Annotated in this window: 13 protein-coding genes; 4 read left to right on the top strand and 9 right to left on the bottom strand. The window is 67.2% G+C overall.

What is annotated here, in order from left to right:
• The first annotated feature begins 390 nt into the window (after positions 1–390).
• A complete protein-coding gene (locus tag VFZ20_RS23700) occupies positions 391–1,488 on the top strand; it encodes a hypothetical protein (RefSeq protein ID WP_329686428.1) in 1,098 nt (365 codons plus the stop codon).
• A gap of 71 nt (positions 1,489–1,559) precedes the next feature.
• Here VFZ20_RS23700 and VFZ20_RS23695 read toward each other — a convergent pair whose 3' ends face one another.
• Positions 1,560–2,168 (bottom strand): cupin domain-containing protein, encoded by a 609-nt coding sequence (locus VFZ20_RS23695; RefSeq protein WP_329686427.1) that lies wholly within the window; start codon positions 2,166–2,168, stop codon positions 1,560–1,562.
• A 376-nt stretch (positions 2,169–2,544) separates the two neighbouring features.
• On the opposite strand from VFZ20_RS23695, the gene VFZ20_RS23690 reads away from it, so the two are divergent.
• Positions 2,545–3,360 carry a class I SAM-dependent methyltransferase gene (locus VFZ20_RS23690; protein ID WP_329686426.1) on the top strand — a complete coding sequence of 272 codons (816 nt, stop codon included), beginning with the start codon at positions 2,545–2,547 and terminating at the stop codon, positions 3,358–3,360.
• A gap of 104 nt (positions 3,361–3,464) precedes the next feature.
• Here VFZ20_RS23690 and VFZ20_RS23685 read toward each other — a convergent pair whose 3' ends face one another.
• The 6 genes from VFZ20_RS23685 to VFZ20_RS23660 all read right to left on the bottom strand — a co-directional run bounded on the left by VFZ20_RS23685 (position 3,465) and on the right by VFZ20_RS23660 (position 11,043).
• Positions 3,465–3,890: a VOC family protein gene (locus tag VFZ20_RS23685; protein ID WP_329686425.1), complete on the bottom strand. Its 426-nt coding sequence runs from the start codon at positions 3,888–3,890 to the stop codon at positions 3,465–3,467.
• Between the two features lie 142 nt (positions 3,891–4,032).
• Positions 4,033–4,845, bottom strand: coding sequence for a helix-turn-helix domain-containing protein (locus VFZ20_RS23680; RefSeq protein ID WP_329686424.1), 813 nt, complete (start codon positions 4,843–4,845; stop codon positions 4,033–4,035).
• A 180-nt stretch (positions 4,846–5,025) separates the two neighbouring features.
• Positions 5,026–8,400 (bottom strand): hypothetical protein, encoded by a 3,375-nt coding sequence (locus tag VFZ20_RS23675; protein ID WP_329686423.1) that lies wholly within the window; start codon positions 8,398–8,400, stop codon positions 5,026–5,028.
• Between the two features lie 538 nt (positions 8,401–8,938).
• Positions 8,939–9,442: a hypothetical protein gene (locus VFZ20_RS23670; protein ID WP_329686422.1), complete on the bottom strand. Its 504-nt coding sequence runs from the start codon at positions 9,440–9,442 to the stop codon at positions 8,939–8,941.
• A gap of 226 nt (positions 9,443–9,668) precedes the next feature.
• Complete coding sequence (locus VFZ20_RS23665; RefSeq protein WP_329686421.1) at positions 9,669–10,055, bottom strand: TIR domain-containing protein; 387 nt, start codon at positions 10,053–10,055, stop codon at positions 9,669–9,671.
• 118 nt (positions 10,056–10,173) lie between these two features.
• The gene (locus VFZ20_RS23660; protein WP_329686420.1) at positions 10,174–11,043 is read right to left on the bottom strand and encodes a DUF4231 domain-containing protein; all 870 of its coding nucleotides are present in this window, start codon (positions 11,041–11,043) and stop codon (positions 10,174–10,176) included.
• 281 nt (positions 11,044–11,324) lie between these two features.
• Between VFZ20_RS23660 and VFZ20_RS23655 the strand changes: the two genes are divergently transcribed.
• Entirely contained in the window at positions 11,325–12,215 is an 891-nt protein-coding gene (locus tag VFZ20_RS23655; RefSeq protein WP_329686419.1) for a toll/interleukin-1 receptor domain-containing protein, read from the top strand.
• Positions 12,216–12,579: 364 nt separating this feature from the next.
• Here VFZ20_RS23655 and VFZ20_RS23650 read toward each other — a convergent pair whose 3' ends face one another.
• Both VFZ20_RS23650 and VFZ20_RS23645 read right to left on the bottom strand, forming a co-directional pair.
• On the bottom strand, positions 12,580–13,260 hold the full coding sequence (locus VFZ20_RS23650; RefSeq protein WP_329686418.1) for a hypothetical protein: 681 nt from the start codon (positions 13,258–13,260) through the stop codon (positions 12,580–12,582).
• Positions 13,261–14,045: 785 nt separating this feature from the next.
• Positions 14,046–14,297 (bottom strand): helix-turn-helix transcriptional regulator, encoded by a 252-nt coding sequence (locus tag VFZ20_RS23645; RefSeq protein ID WP_329686429.1) that lies wholly within the window; start codon positions 14,295–14,297, stop codon positions 14,046–14,048.
• A gap of 217 nt (positions 14,298–14,514) precedes the next feature.
• On the opposite strand from VFZ20_RS23645, the gene VFZ20_RS23640 reads away from it, so the two are divergent.
• On the top strand, positions 14,515–14,712 hold the full coding sequence (locus VFZ20_RS23640) for a hypothetical protein (RefSeq protein WP_329686417.1): 198 nt from the start codon (positions 14,515–14,517) through the stop codon (positions 14,710–14,712).
• The last annotated feature ends 80 nt before the right edge of the window (positions 14,713–14,792 follow it).

Here is a 14,792-nt window from a genome sequence, read left to right as displayed (position 1 = left end):
CTCCCGCCGCTTCCACGTATCCAGGTCGATGTACCTGCCCACGATCGCTCTGCTCCAAAGTAGGTCGATGCTTCATCCGCTCCGCGCGTCCCCGCGCCGCGGAACCTCCGGCCGGCGGATGCCCCGCGCAAGTCCTGGCTTCGTTGCATCTGCCCGGCGCGATCGGATGGGCCGCGCGGGTGCCGTCGGAGCGCCGACCCCGCGAAGGCTTCGGGGGCACGGTCCGGGACCGTTACGATGGTGCATCCGGAATTCGATGAAAAAAGGCGGGCTGGGATCGCGTCTGCATCAAGAACCTGTTCTTTCTTCCGGCGAGCCCCTACCGTAGCTGCGCGGTTCATTTCCTTCCTTTTCCGTACGGCCGATCAGGCACAATTCAACGGAGTCAGCATGAGCGTCATTCCCCTGCAGGTCGATCCCCACGACAGCGAGAAGTTCAGCAACATCACGGCGTACGTGAACAGCCTGTTCAGCGCGGACGTGCGAAGCGAGAGCGTGATCAACAGCGCGATCGCTCACGGCCAGCTCCACGCGTGGTACACCGACCAGAACAGCGCCTCGCTCATCCTGCGCTCCTGGCTGGCCCAGTGGCAGCACTCCCAGGGCGACACCGATCACCCGGGGTACGATCACGACGCGTACGAGCGCTGCCCCGTCAGCGACGGCTACCTGATCGACTTCCTGGCCACCTACATCAAGCAGCACGGGCTGCTGATGGCCATCCCGGACCTCGTCGACACCGGCAGCGTCAGCAACGGGCTGGAGGTCTACCAGACCACCGGGTGGCGGGTAAAGCACTTCATGACGGACGGCGTGTGGAACTACGGCCAGATCACCGGCAACAATCCGCTGCAGTACAGCGCCAGCGGCGACATCGACGACACGGTGGTGACCTTTCTGCGCTGGCTGATGTCGGGCGCGCACTTCGTGGTTCCCAGCGAGAACGACGACCAGCTGAACGGCAACGGCTTTCCCGGCTTTACCGAAGTGTTCAGCACCGCGGGGCTCACCACGCGCCGCACGTTCACCAGCCACTACGCCACGTACGTCAACGCCTCGTGCCTCAACTTCCTGAACATCGAGGGAGACACGGAGCCCGCGTCCGAGCCGCTGATCGCCTCGTTCGTGACGGGACCCACCACCGACCTGGGAAGCAACAGCTTCTTTCAGCTGGAGGGCTGGCCCCTGGAGTCGATCACGGGCGGACGCCACAACGCGGACTACGCGGCGTACCAGGCAACCCTGTGGAACATCTCCACCTACGCGGCGTGCCCGTACAGCGAGCGGCGCAGCACGCCCATCTTCATCGCCAAGTCGCAGTTTGACCTGTCGATCCAGCAGGCGACCAACATGCCCAGCTACAAGGGCGCCGAAACCGCGCAGGAATGGATGCACACGGACCTGCTGGTGATCCCGGGCGAGAGGCCCCCGGTCGCCGCGCAGGTGGAGGTCCAGTCGGCGGATGAACCCGGGGCCGTGCCCGCCTGAGGGCCCACCGGATCCCGGCGGGTACAACGAGAAGCGGCCCGCGGAGTGGACTTCGCGGGCCGCTGATCCGTTCAGGCCGCGCCGGCAACGTGCGGCTCGGCGGGCGCCATGGGCGGGCAGTAGCGCGCCGTGAGCTCCGCTTCCACGCCGCGCCTGCGGGCGCGCGCCGCGATGAACCGGAGCAGCGGCAGGGCCAGCGCGGCAACGCCGGCGGGCACGGTGCCGCTCATGTCCACCAGGAGCGCCAGGTGGTCCAGCCGGCGGGGGAGCCCCCGTGCGTTCACCCGCCCGTCCTCCGCCATCCCGTACCCGATGCGCAGCGCCCGCTCGAACCCCGCGTGTCCCGGGCGAAGGGCTACGCGAAAGCGCGTGGGCCGGGCGGAACGGCTCTGGAACCGGTGCGGCGTGCGGGGCGGGGCCACGGCCGCGCCGCCGGGCCCCAGCACGTGTTCCTGGCTGCCCACCTGCACGACGAGCTCGCCTTCGATCACCTCGAAGTGCTCGGCGAAGTCCGTGTGCGTGTGCAGCGTGTTGCCGCCGCCGGGCGCCAGCTCGATCTCCAGCAGCGTGTGCGCGCCGCCGCTCTCCTCCGCGGTGACGAGAAAGATGGCCGCGTCCTTCTGGATGGGGTTCCAGATGCGCCGCGAAGCGTGAGGGGCGGTGTCGATCGTCGAAGGCATGGGATGGATCTCCAGGGAATCGATGTCCGATTTCTCGTGGAGAATGTGTACGTCCCGCCCCTCCGAACCGGCATGGGTAACCTGACCCGCCTGTCACCATCCGCCCCGTTTGCCGAGGCTGGCGACGTGACGCGGCGGAGGTCTGCATACGCCTGTTGATGGTCGGCCTGATCGGCACCCCGCGCCGGCTCTCCGCGCTGTCACGGAGCCGCGTGCTCCTGGATCGGCTGGTTCGCCCAGCATCCCCCGCCGGCCGTCGGGCGGGGGATGCGCGTGGGCGACATGGGTGGCGGAGCTGGCGCCCGTCGAACCGTAGCCGCGGGCTCCTCCGCGGGCGTATCTTCCCGCTTCGCCACTCTTTCCCGGAGGAACACCGGTGCACACCGCCGCCCGACTTTGCCGGGGCGCCGTCGCGGCGCTCTTCGCGCTTCCCCTGGCCGCGCAGCAGCCGCCCGGGCTGGACGTCCCCTACGTCCCCACGCCGCCCGAGGTGGTCACGCAGATGCTCGCGCTCGTCAACCCCACCCGCGACGACGTGCTGTACGACCTGGGCTCCGGGGACGGGCGCATCGTGATCGAGGCGGCGCGGCGCTTCGGCACTCGGGGCCTGGGCGTGGACATCGACCCGGCGCGGGTGGACGAAGCCACCGCCAATGCCCGCCGGCGCGGGGTGCAGGACCGCGTGCGCTTTCGCCGGCAGGACCTGTTCGAGACCGACCTTCGGCCGGCGAGCATCATCACCCTGTACCTCTTTCAGAACCTGAACCTGGAGCTCCGGCCCAGGCTGTTCGAGCAGCTGCGCCCCGGCACCCGGGTCGTGTCGCACGCCTTTCACATGGGCGACTGGCAGCCGGACACCACCGTGCGGGTGCGGGTGAACCAGGGCACCGGGTGGGCGATGGTGTACGCCTGGACCATCCCGGCGCAGGTGGCGGGGCGGTGGACGCTCACCACCCCGGAGGGACGCCGCGTTTCGCTGCAGCTCCGGCAGCAGTTCCAGCGCTTTGCCGGGCCGGGGGTGAGCGGCCGGCTGGTGGGGGAGCGGATCGACTTCACCCTGACGGAACGGGTGAACGGAAGGCGCGTGGCCCGCCGCTTCTCCGGCCGTGTCACCGGCGACGGGATGAGCGGGACGATCGGCGGCGGGGGAGCGTGGAGGGCCGTGAAGGCACCGCCTGGCGCCCCGCGGTGAAGCAGGAAATCCGTGTGCAAGCACGAACCAGGTGCCCCGGCAGCTCAGGCGCGAGCAGCCGGGGCAGCATTTCGTCCAGGAACCGACGGCGCGGGCGATGGCCCTTACGCTTCCGTGCCCATCTGCGCGAAGCCGACGGTGTTGCCGCCCGGCTCGCGCACGTAGATCTCGCTGCTGCCGTAAAACGTCTGGTGCCGGGGCTTTACGACCGGCGCTCCGTCCAGCGCCCGCTCCACGGCGTCGAGGTCGTCCACGGTGATGAAGAGGCCGACGGAGTGTCCGTTCAGCTCCGCCTCCGTGCCGGGGTGGTCCGCGATGACGCTGGCCCGCGTCTGGTACATCACCTCGATTCCATCGCGCGACAGGATGGCGAACTGGAGCGCGCCGTCGGGACCGGGCACCTCCGCATCGATCGCGAAGCCGAAGCGGTCCACCCAGAACGGAAGGCAGGGCTCCACCGCGTCGACGATGATGACGGGCGTAAGCTGCTTGAGCCGGGGCGCTTCGGACGAGGTGTGGGGCTGCTGCATCGGACGATCTCCATGGATGAAAAAGGATGCCGGCGGCGACGGATCCGGGTGCGATGCGCGCCGGCCCTTTCATGCTACACGGGAGCGCGCATCCACGCTTGTACGAATCCGACACGCGCCGCGAGCGCGCGGCGGGGGCGCGTCAGGAAGCAGCGTCCGGGTGGGGCGCCAGGGCCGCTCGCTCGCGCAGCCACGCCGCGGGAGAGACGCCGGCCATGCGCGCGAACTCGCGGTTGAAGTGCGGCTGGTCGTAGTACCCGGCGTCGAGGGCAATGCGGCCCAGCGGCCGGTTCGGTGTGCGCCGCATGTGCGCGATCGCCGTCCGGAACCGCGCGACGCGCGCCGCCTCCTTGGGCGAAAGGCCCACGCGGTCGTGAAAGAGGCGCTGCAGGCGGCGCTCGCCCAGCCCCATCTCTCCCGCCATCTGCCGGACCGTCAACCCGCCCGCGGTCTGCTCCAGGCGCGACCAGGCGCGCGCCGCCGTCCCGTCCACGTTCTCCGCCTTCCCGAGCCGGTCCAGGAGCTCCTGTTCCAGCAGCGCCCTCCGCTCCCTGGCGGAGTCCGCCGCGTGGATCCGGGCCGCGGGCGCGCCCCACCGCTCACCCAGCGCGTCCACGTCGACCGCGTGATCCGTGACCTCGCCGAGCGGGACGCGCAGAAAGGCGGAGGCCCCGCCGGGCCGGAACCGTACCGCGAGCATGTCCACGCGCCCCGCCTGGTCCACCGTGAGCGCGCGCGTCATCGCGCCCACCAGGGAGCTGCGCGGGCGGGCGCCCGCGGTGGCGGATGCGGGCTGCTCGCCGAAGTCGAGGATGATGTCCACGCACCCGTCCGGCAGCACCCGGCTTCGCACCGGCGCATCGAGCGGCGCCTCGGAGCGGAGGGTCCAGATGCAGTCGACGAACGGGGCCAGGACGGCGGGCGGGGCGTGTTCCCGGTAGCGCGGTGCGGTCATGGAGCGGAATCTACCACGGGGCGGATCACCCCCGGAAGCCCGAAGCCGCCGCGCCCGTGTCCCGGCGGGGAGCTCCGTGGCCTGTCGCGGCGGACCGAGTGCCCCACGCGGCCGTGCCGCCGTGCGCGGGACGGCGATCACGGGCGTGGCGCATCGGTTCGCCCCCCTCCGCGTCGCTCGTCAGGCGTCTGCCTGCAGAACGAGCCCGGGCGAATCAGCATCCGCGATGGACGCGTTCATCCGCGCCGCGGGGCCCAGCATCCGGCCGGAGAACGTAAGCACCACCGTGTTGACCGTGTCCAGGTCCAGCCACTCGTTGCCCTTGAGGCCAAAGTCCAGCCGCCACAGGGTAAACGGGCTCAGGCCGATGTAGCCCTGCTTGTCCTCGCCCAGGGTGCCGCCGGCCATGTTGTCGGGATCCTTGTAGTCGATCTTGAACGGCGACACGCGGGGCCGGTGGCTGAACACGTGCAGGGCGCCCGGATTGTCCAGGTCCGTGTCGCTGTTGAGCACGGCCTCGCCGCTGTGGACCAGGTTCAGGAACAGCACGTGCGAGCCGCCCTGGACCTCCGGCAGCTTCAGGGTGAACTCGCGCGCGATGACGTAGCGCATGTTCTGGAACCCCGGCTCCCGCCGGATGTCCAGCGCGAAGGTGAGCACGCGCGACGTACGCATCTCGGCGAACTCGCTGGGATACTGGTCCGCGGAGACGACCACCTTCTGGTTGAACGGGGAGAACGAGTCGCTGTTCTCGCGAAAGGTGTCGATGTCCGCCTTCAGGCGCTCGTGCGTGGCGGCCAGCGTGGCGATGTTCAGGTCGTCCGTCCGGAGCTGCCGGTCCCGCAGCGACCAGTACTGGTAGGCGCGGTTTTCCTGGTAGAGGTTGCGCAGCAGGCTGCGCTGCACGTCCTCGTACGCGTCCTTGAGGTAGGCCGTGTAGATGGGCAGCACGTTGTCCTGGTGGGCCGCCATCTCGGCGTTGATGTGCTGAATGCCCCCGTACAGCTGGTCGTGCTGCGTCTGCAGGGCCAGCACCTGCGCCACCAGCGTGGTGTAGTTGTAGGCGGCCATGTTGCGCGCCTGCGCCAGCGTGAGGTAGTAGTCCATGGCCTTCCGCAGCTCGCCCGCCGCGTCGATCTTGCCCAGGTACTCCTTGAGCATCTCGTTGAACTCGTCGCCGTCCACCAGGATCTTGGCGGCGTCGGCCGTGCCGTCGTCCAGCGTTTCCTTGATGGACGAATACGCCTTGGTGATGCTGGCGAGGGTGGCCTTGGCCTTGGTAAAGACCTCCACGACCTTCTTGAACTTCTCGCTGAGCTTTTCCGCCTTCCTGACGGCGTCCACGGCCGTCTTGATGCCGCCGACGCCCTTCGAAACCCCGCCGACGCACCCGATGACCGTGCCCAGGATGTCGAGAAAGATGTCCAGGGTAAGGTCGTTCTCCTTGCGCAGGTGCGCGATCAGCTCGTCCTTGAACTTGAGCTGGCCCTCCAGCAGCAGCGTCCGCTGGCGGACCATCGCCCTGGTATAGCCCTCCACCTGGGCCTCGAAGCCGCGGATCTGCGGTGTGAGCGTTTCGATCTCGCCCAGGAGGTCGCCCAGCTTTTGATCGATCTCCTGCCGGGCCCGGTCGAACGCCTTCATCCGCTCGCGGCTGGACCTGGACGTGTCCAGGTAGCGGTTGAACTGGTCCTCGATCACCTTGCCCAGCAGGATGATCTCCTGCGTGCGGGCCAGCAGGCTGGTGAGGTTCAGGACGGGCGTCCAGTTGTAGCTGTGGCCAAAGTAGTCCAGCCCCTGCTGCAGGCGCATGAGCGACACCACCGCGCTGTCGTGGATGCGCGCGCGCACCTGCTGCTCCAGCCGGGGCACCCGCGCCGCGTCGATCGGGACGGCGGGATCCGTGAAGGGCTCGTTGATGTGGATCAGCCACGTGTAGCCGTCCGCCGCCGCGACCAGGTCGTCCTCCGTCTTCGCGTTCAGGAACTGCTGGTCCGTGGCGTTCTGGGTCACGAGCAGCTGGCCCAGGCTGAGCGCCGGGGCCAGCGCCGCGAACGAGTACGCGGGCAGGGTGCCGCCCGTGTACGCACCGCCGTTCACCTTCAGCGCGCTGCCGGCTGCACCCGGGGCGCCCCGGGTGCCCGCGCGCTCGGCGGGCGGCCCCGGCGAACCGTCCTTGCCGTCCGGCGCCTTCTGGTCCTCCACGGGGCGCCCCGTCTTGCCGTCGAACATGCGGCACACCGTCCCCGCGCCGCCGTGTCCGCCCGGCCCGCGCTCCCCCGGGCTCGCGGGGACGCCGCCCTCGCCTCCCGCCGTGCTGTAGACGACGGCCAGGTTCGGCGGGAGCATGACGTTCAGCTCCACGGCGCCACCCCTGCCGCCGTTCCCGGACGCCCCGGGCGAGCCCGCGCGGCCGCCCTGCAGCCCGTTCTTGCCGATGGCGTCTTCCGGGAACCCGGGGCCGTTGTCCGTCTGCACGCCGTGCCGCGTGGTGCGCGCCCCGGCGGGGCCGGCCTCGCCGCGGTCGCCGGCGTGCCCGTCCTGGCCCCGGCCGCCCCGCCCGCCGCCGGCGAGGAGCGTCAGCGCCGCCGCGCGCAGGCGGTCGCCGACGGCCTTGAGGAGGGGTTCGGCCGCCGCGCCTACGTGCGTGGCCACGCGGTCGCGGACCGTGTCCAGCGCGCTCCCCGACAGCGTGCCGTCCATGTAGGGCACGGGCAGCTTGATGGGGCGGTCCGTGACGAGCGAAAGGTCGCGGCGCGGCTCGCCCAGTGATCCGTCCGGGTTGAGCCGGGCGCTCACGTCCACCACGCAGCCGAACCCCTGCGACGCGATGCGCCCGTTCCCCGCGTTGGTGGTGCCCGTGACCTTCAGCCCGGCGAGCGCGAGCTGCAGGGCGATGCGGCCGCTGCCGGGATCGAACCGCGCGGCCTGCAGCGTGACCTGGCCCAGCCCTTCCACGCGCCCGTTCTCCAGGTTGATGACGATCTCGCTGCCGCCCCACATCTTCGTCCGGCCCGCTTCCAGCACCGGCAGCGCGCAGGCGTCCTCCAGCTTCGGCGGATGCTCGGCGAAGACCCGTGCCCCCAGCGCGGCGACGTCGGCCACCGACAGCGTCCCCCCGTCCGGCGCGCGGTTCACGACGTGGTACGCGTCGATGACGATGCGGCCGCCGCTGCCCCCGTCCGTGCCGTTGGCGCCGTCGGTGCCGGCGGCGCCGGGCTGGGCATCCTTCTGGAGGGGCGCGTCGCCGGGGCGAAAGTCCTTGTCCGCGTCGGCCCCGCCCACGTCCAGCGTCGCCGGCTGTTCGATGATGATCTCCCGCGCGTGCAGCTCGATGTCGCGCCCGGGGTTCTGCAGCACGCCCGCGAGCACGATCTGGTCGGCGTAGACGGCAAAGTGCTTCTCCGAGGCCAATCGTTTGCCCGCGACGGGCTGATACGGCAGGTTCGCCTGGGTCAGGCGGATGCGGTGCGTGTGGATGGCGAGCCGGGCGGGCTGATCGTCGACGATCTCGCGGTTCATCGCGGCGGCCATGGCGCGGGCGTTCTCGGTCATCTGGGGCCTGTGGAGGAGGGACGCGTGCGTGGTTGGTGGGTCGGTTCCCCGCCGTCGGCCCACACGCGGCCCCGGCGGCCTTCACCTGCGGATTGGACGCACGGCGCCAGGACTGGCGCTGCACGTTCTCGGGGGTTGGGGATCTGGCCACCCGTATCGCCTTCGCGAGCGCGCGTGGCTCAATGAGAGCGGGAGGAGCGTACGGGAGATGGGTCGCGCTGGCCTCCGGGGCGGAGCATGAATGCGCGCAGGATGGCCGGAGCAAGCGGGCGAGCTCGCCGGCCCCGGTGGAGGGGCACGGCGCCGGCGCGGTGTGCGGGCGGTACGGATGGTGGCAGCGGGCCGTCCTGAACGAAGCCCGTGGCGCGCGACGTCGGAGCCGAGTCCCTGTGGCTCCGTACGCCCGGCGACTCTCCAAGTAGATCGAATCCCGGTTCACCACGCAAGTGGCTCCGCGCGGACAGGCCGGCGACGCGCAGACACGACGACCTGGGTATCAGGCCGAATGCGACCCAACGCTTGCGGCTGGACGAAGCGGCTACTTGCTCGCTTCAGCGACCGGCGTATCTGGATGGCCACCACGTATAATGATGGAATGTGCGATGAGATATAACCAGGCGAGCAGGAACAGCGCAGGGAGTGCATGAGCGAGGATCGCGCTCACGCTCCAACCAGGAATCTTCCTGCGCTTGTCTGCGATCTCGATACTCTCGCGAATCTCCGGAAACGTTTCTATCAACCGGTGTTCGAGAGTTCTTAGGAGCACCAGTTTATTCACTTGCGCGAACCACCACAGGAGACTGACGATCGTCCCGATCATGCAGATGAACACGATCAACGAACGGGACGCTGGTTTGTCCTCCATCATCCCGGAGATTGCTCCGGCAAACAATAGCGCTTCACACACCATGAAGAAGTTCAGGCGATTGTAGAAAACGTTTTCCTCATGGATCCCGTGTGCAAATAATCGTTCACACTGATCCGGGTTCAGTCTCTGGACATCATGAGTCTGGTGGCTGGTAGCGGTCTGATAGCTCGACATGATGCCCTCGATTGCTTGAATGGGTTCTTCCAGGTGAGCAGCCGTAATAAAGGAATTCCCGCCCGATCGGCACCATGCGCCGGCTTTCCGCGGACGAGCCGCCGCTCGCGCACGCAGGCGCTTCTGTCGCGATGGCTGCCCAAGCGCACCGACTTGCAGAGCCCCCTCATCCTGGGCTCCGGGCCCATCGTCATCGGCCGGCCAGCCGGCCGAGTTGCATCCGGCATCAGAGCGGGTTCAGCACGGCGGCGACTTCCCGCGGGCTCCACGGAATCTCATGCATTCCGGCGTGCGCGACCGGGGGGCCGCCGGTACGCGCCGGGTGCTGAAGCCTGTATTTGGGAATCCGCAGCTCGTTCGCCACGCCCATCTCGTACTGGATCCAGCGGCTGTTGTGTGCCTCGTCCCCAACGAGCAGCAGCACTCCGGCGCAGCCCTGCATCTGCTCCCGTATCGCCTGCCGGATTCGCTCGGGCCCAGCCTCGCCGAGGTCGGTTCTCATGTACGTGGGTGTCGCCATGACCGGACCGCCGCGCGCTTGAAAGAATTGCAGCAGGTCGTTCAGCAGTGCACGGTCGACGAAGCTGTGGCTCAGGAAGATGCGCTTGGCCATGATCACGTGCTCATGGTCGCTCCCGAATGCAGACGCAACGGGAGAATCGTGGCGCCGGCCGGTTTTCCTGCCGGGGCGCGCGTCGGCCGCGACGGAATTTCGTCGTAGCCCCGTAGCCCTACTCCCTGCGCGCGGCCCACTGGGTGTGCTCGCGCGAGAACGCGTTCTCCATGTTGGACACGAAGCGGGAGAACGTCGGCTCGTCCGGCGTTACGTCATCCAGCTCGTTGCGGGCAAACGCGATTTCATGGGCCGCGAGCGTGTACGCGGCGGAGAGTTCCCGAAAGCGCTTGGTCTGGGTCCAGCTCAGGATGCTGGCGGCGGCGACGACAAAGATCTCCGTGGGCCAATACTGCCTTGCCGGCTCGGCGATCCGCAGCAGGGTACATGTGATCGCACCTGCCTGACACAGGATCAACGCCATGAACCACAGCTGCCCCCCGCGCTTGTTGGCGCCCGCCTTGTCCGCGTACCAACCGCCCTGATCGTCGATCCGGTGCGTTCGGTAGAAACGCATTCGCTCCTCCAGCGGAAGCTCACGTACCGCCAGCATCTTGTCCGTCAGCGGGTCCTGGTTCGCGGCCGCTCCGGAAAACTCGTGGGCAAGATCCCTGTGTTCGTTCAGGAGGCGTTGGAGAAGGTCGCGGAACTTGCCCTTCACCACCAGGACATCGGGATCGTCGAAGGGCTCGGCCCGCATCATCATCTTCCAGGTGCTCGTCTTGATGGACTCCGCGAGCGCGCGTGCACGGTACCAGGTTCCCTCGAACTTCCGAAACGCCATGAAGGCAGAGAGAAACAGGCTGCCCAGGAAGAAGAGCGCTCCCGCTACCGCTGCCTGCCGTGCCTGGATCCCATAGGTCGCGAGGCCGGCTCCCCCGATGGAGAGTGCGGCGAAGGCTTTTATGGAGAAAAGGTGTGCCCCCTGTGCGCTCCTGGATGCAGCCTCGGCCGCGCGGAACAGGGCTGGATAATCTTCGGCTTTCATGAAGCACGTGGGGTGATGGAGGGGGCGGCCGGACAGCCGGGCTCCTGGACGGTGAACCGCCGAGCCGGTCGTGAGGCGAAGGGGGCTCGTCCGCGGGATCGACGTGCGCGAAGCCTCAGTTTAAGACGCCGTGTGCCACGCAACAATGGAAGCTCGAAGTGGGCGCACCGCCTCGTGCCGCCGGGGCGGAAGGCTCCCGACCGAGTTGCGGCGTTCATCCCGGTTCTGCAGTATCACGGCCGTCAGAAATCTCGGATCAAGACACCGTGTGCCACGAGACAATGGGAACCCTGAAGCCCGACAGCATCGTTCTTTCCTACCGCCGGGAAGACAGCATCGCCATCACGGGCCGGCTGCATGATCGCCTGACGGCCCAGTTCGGGCCCGGGACGGTCTTCAAGGACTTCGATTCGATCCCGCTGGGCGTGAACTTCAAGTCGTACATCGACCAGGCCATAAGCCGGTGCAGTGTGGTGATCGCCGTGATCGGCGAGAACTGGCTCGGGAGCGCCGGCGGGAGCAGCCGCCTGGACGATCCGCGGGATTTCGTGCGACTGGAGATCGAATCCGCGTTGCAGCGGGAGATTCCCATCGTTCCGCTGCTGGTGAACGGCGCGCGGATGCCGCCGCCGGAAGCGCTGCCGGAAAGCCTGCGCGAGCTGGCGTACCGCAACGGCACGGTGATCGGCTACGACCCGCACTTCAACGACGACGTGCGCAGGGTGATCGCCGGGCTGGAGACGCTCCTGGACATCGCGCCCGCGGCGGCCCCGGTCGCGCCTGCACCCAGGCCCGCGCCCCCGGTGCCACCCGCGCTCCGGACCTATGACGGGCACCTGCTGGAGTCGCTGGTGATCGAAGTCATGGGCGACAAGGTGGCGAACATCATTCCCCGGGCCCACGCGCTGCCCGTCTCGCAAATGGAGGTGTTCTCGACAGCGGAAGACCAGCAGGGCTCGATCGAGATCCACGTGCTGGCCGGTGACGATCCCGCGGCGTCCGCGAACCGGTCGCTGGGCCGGTTCCACGTGATCGGCTTTCGGGCGGGCCCGCGCGGCCAGCCGCAGATCAACGTCACGTTCTCGGTGGACCGATCCGGAAAGGTGACGGTCTCCGCAGTAGAGCGTGTGACACTGAAGAAGCTGCTCGCCTACCGTCCCGAGGATACCTGAGGCAGCGGCGATCCGGGTGCTTGGCGGCGCGGTGGAGCAATCGCGCGGCCGCATAGCCGCCCGACTCCTTCGACCACCGGTTCCTATCTTTTCCCCCCGGCCACAGCCATCGGGGGCATCCCGCGCCGGCCTTCCGCGATGGACCCGCGGACGGGCCGGTGCTCGCGTACGCAGACGCCTCAGTGTAGCGGTAGATGCCAAGCGCACCGACCTGCAGAGCATCCTCATCCTGGGCTCCGGGCCCATCGTCATCGGGCGGCCGAGTTCGGCTACAGCGGCACGCAGGCCGTGCGCGCAGGACTACCGTGTGGGGTCCTGAACAACAGCACCGCTGATCGACTTCCTGTAACTCGCATCAGCAAGTTCATTGTTGCGACGATTCTGATCGGATGGATTGAAACCAGAAGAAAAGACGGTGCACAGAGTGAATCATCGCGACGCGGTCCTCCGGCGTGGGCGTGCGGCGCTGACCATCGTGCACGATCAACGCACTCTTCCCATGAGCTACCCGCCCTCGCGCAGCCCACAGCTTTCGAATCCAATCGTACTGCTCGGGGCAATCCTCTCGAAATGATCGCCCGAGTATACTCTTCACTCCCCGGTCCAGATTGAACAAGAGATCCGATCCTTTCAGTGAACGTTCCAACTCTTCAACAGGCACTTGAAGCGTAGCAGCATGATGAGCTGCAGCCTCTTGGATCGCGGATTCGCACGCGATGCTTGCCTCAAATAATGATTGTCTCGTGTTCTGGAGCGAGTGCGAATAGATCGAGTCTAAGAAAGCGCCTGCCGAGATAGGGATGTCTCTGCCGATTGCGAAGGCTTGGCATACGCGGGTGAATATCGTTTCGTCGAGAAGCCGCTCGTAACCGAGTGTTCCGATATTTGTGGCATACCCGTATAGCTGATTCAGCGGCTCGCCCAATTCGTTGATTGAGAGGGCGGCGCGCAGAGGGGCTTCCATAAAGCTACGATCTCGCGTTATCCACCATTGGCTCGTCCACCAACGAAAAAGGCGCATCAACCGATTCAGGTTCTCGGTCACGAACTCAAGGTCAGGCTCCGGAAAGAAATCGACCCGCAATGCGTTTGCGTAGACCGCCGGGCGATCCCAATTACGGAGAATCCCGGTGCTCTCGAACAGTGGAAGTCGAGGGTCTAAGGCTGTCGTGCCTGGTGGAACGGGAACGGAGTCCCAAACAATCTGCGGCAGTAGAGGCGCATTTCGTCCAGCGTTCACATACGGCCAATAAACAACAACGCGATAGCCGCTAAAGTAAATGGAGCGTGGCGCCTCAATTCCCCTAGTGGTATGTACGTCGAAGGGAAAGAGGAAGAGGCATGCACGTCCATGCTCCTGGGCCGAACCAAATCTAGACATCGATTGCATATTTCTTGTTCGTACAGCATCCAATGCTTAGTTCTGGCTTAGTCATCGGCCAAGCGGAGGAGATCGACCGGAACGGCACGTTCCTGCGATTTACCTCAGATGGATCAAGTGCCGGCGAGCCGACAACATCGACGGAGTCAGCCCACATTTGACTCTGAAGCCGAGTACCTCTCTAACCGGCGAGCTACCGCGGTCGCACTCACGCTCTGGACAGCTACAAAGGCGGCGAGTGCGAACGGCAGCAACGACCACCTCCAGCCAATGAAGTACCAGACGCAAGCTCCGACGACTGCGTAGAACCCAAAAGCGTTCGCATGCCGCTGCGCTGCATCGCGAGACTGCTGAGAAGTATTTCCATCGCGGAGCGCAGCTTCAGTCAACTCGTCATGGAACGACATCAGTGACCTCTGGATTCCCGTTTTCGACTCTACGGCGTGGACTCACACCTGTTTGCTGTTTCCGGCCGCCTGCTTCAGTTGCATCGCCAGCTCCCGCAGCGCGTCAGACCGACTCTCCAGCCCCTCCGCCAACTGCACTAGGCTGCCCGGCCGCGGCGAGCGGATGCCGGTAATCCACGCATGCAGCGCCGCATAGCTCAGCCCGGCGTCGCGCGCGAGCTGCGCCTGCGAGATCCCGCTCGCGTCCACGATTTCGCGGACGAGCGCCTGAAGGTCCTGCTCACGCTTGGCCAGAGAACTCTCCCTATCGTAAGCGGAAAACCTTGACGATAATCGTCAAGGGAATTAGCTTACATCCAGACGGATGCACCGCCTGAAACGTACGCGCCGCCCAGCGAGACGCGCAACGATTCCGCGTGCGGTGTCCTGATTCCACGGAATCACAGGAGAGGATGCGAGCATGATAACGGATTCTGCGCACGGCCCTGTTTCGCCCGGGCGGCTCCTTGAGATGCTGACGGATCGGTTCGGGGCGTTCGAGGCGCTCGCGATGGCGTCCATCAAGCTCGCTCGCCTGCACGTTTCCGAGGACGAGCTGTCGATGGACATGTACGTCGCCGAGGCCGTGCTGGAGTTCGGCGATGACCTGCGACGGGCGTCGAAGGCGGCCCTAGAATGGGCGGAACAGGAGCGCGCGGCGGCCGCGTAGTCCGTCCTTTCCCCCTGCCTGCCCACCTCCTATATTCCCGCCCCGACCGACAGCCATCGGCACCCCGCGCCGGCCCTCCG

The organism is Longimicrobium sp., from assembly GCF_036280135.1.
In the GTDB taxonomy this organism is placed as follows: domain Bacteria; phylum Gemmatimonadota; class Gemmatimonadetes; order Longimicrobiales; family Longimicrobiaceae; genus Longimicrobium.
Note: the sequence above shows the minus strand (reverse complement) of the source record. Positions and strands in the feature narration are given on the sequence as shown.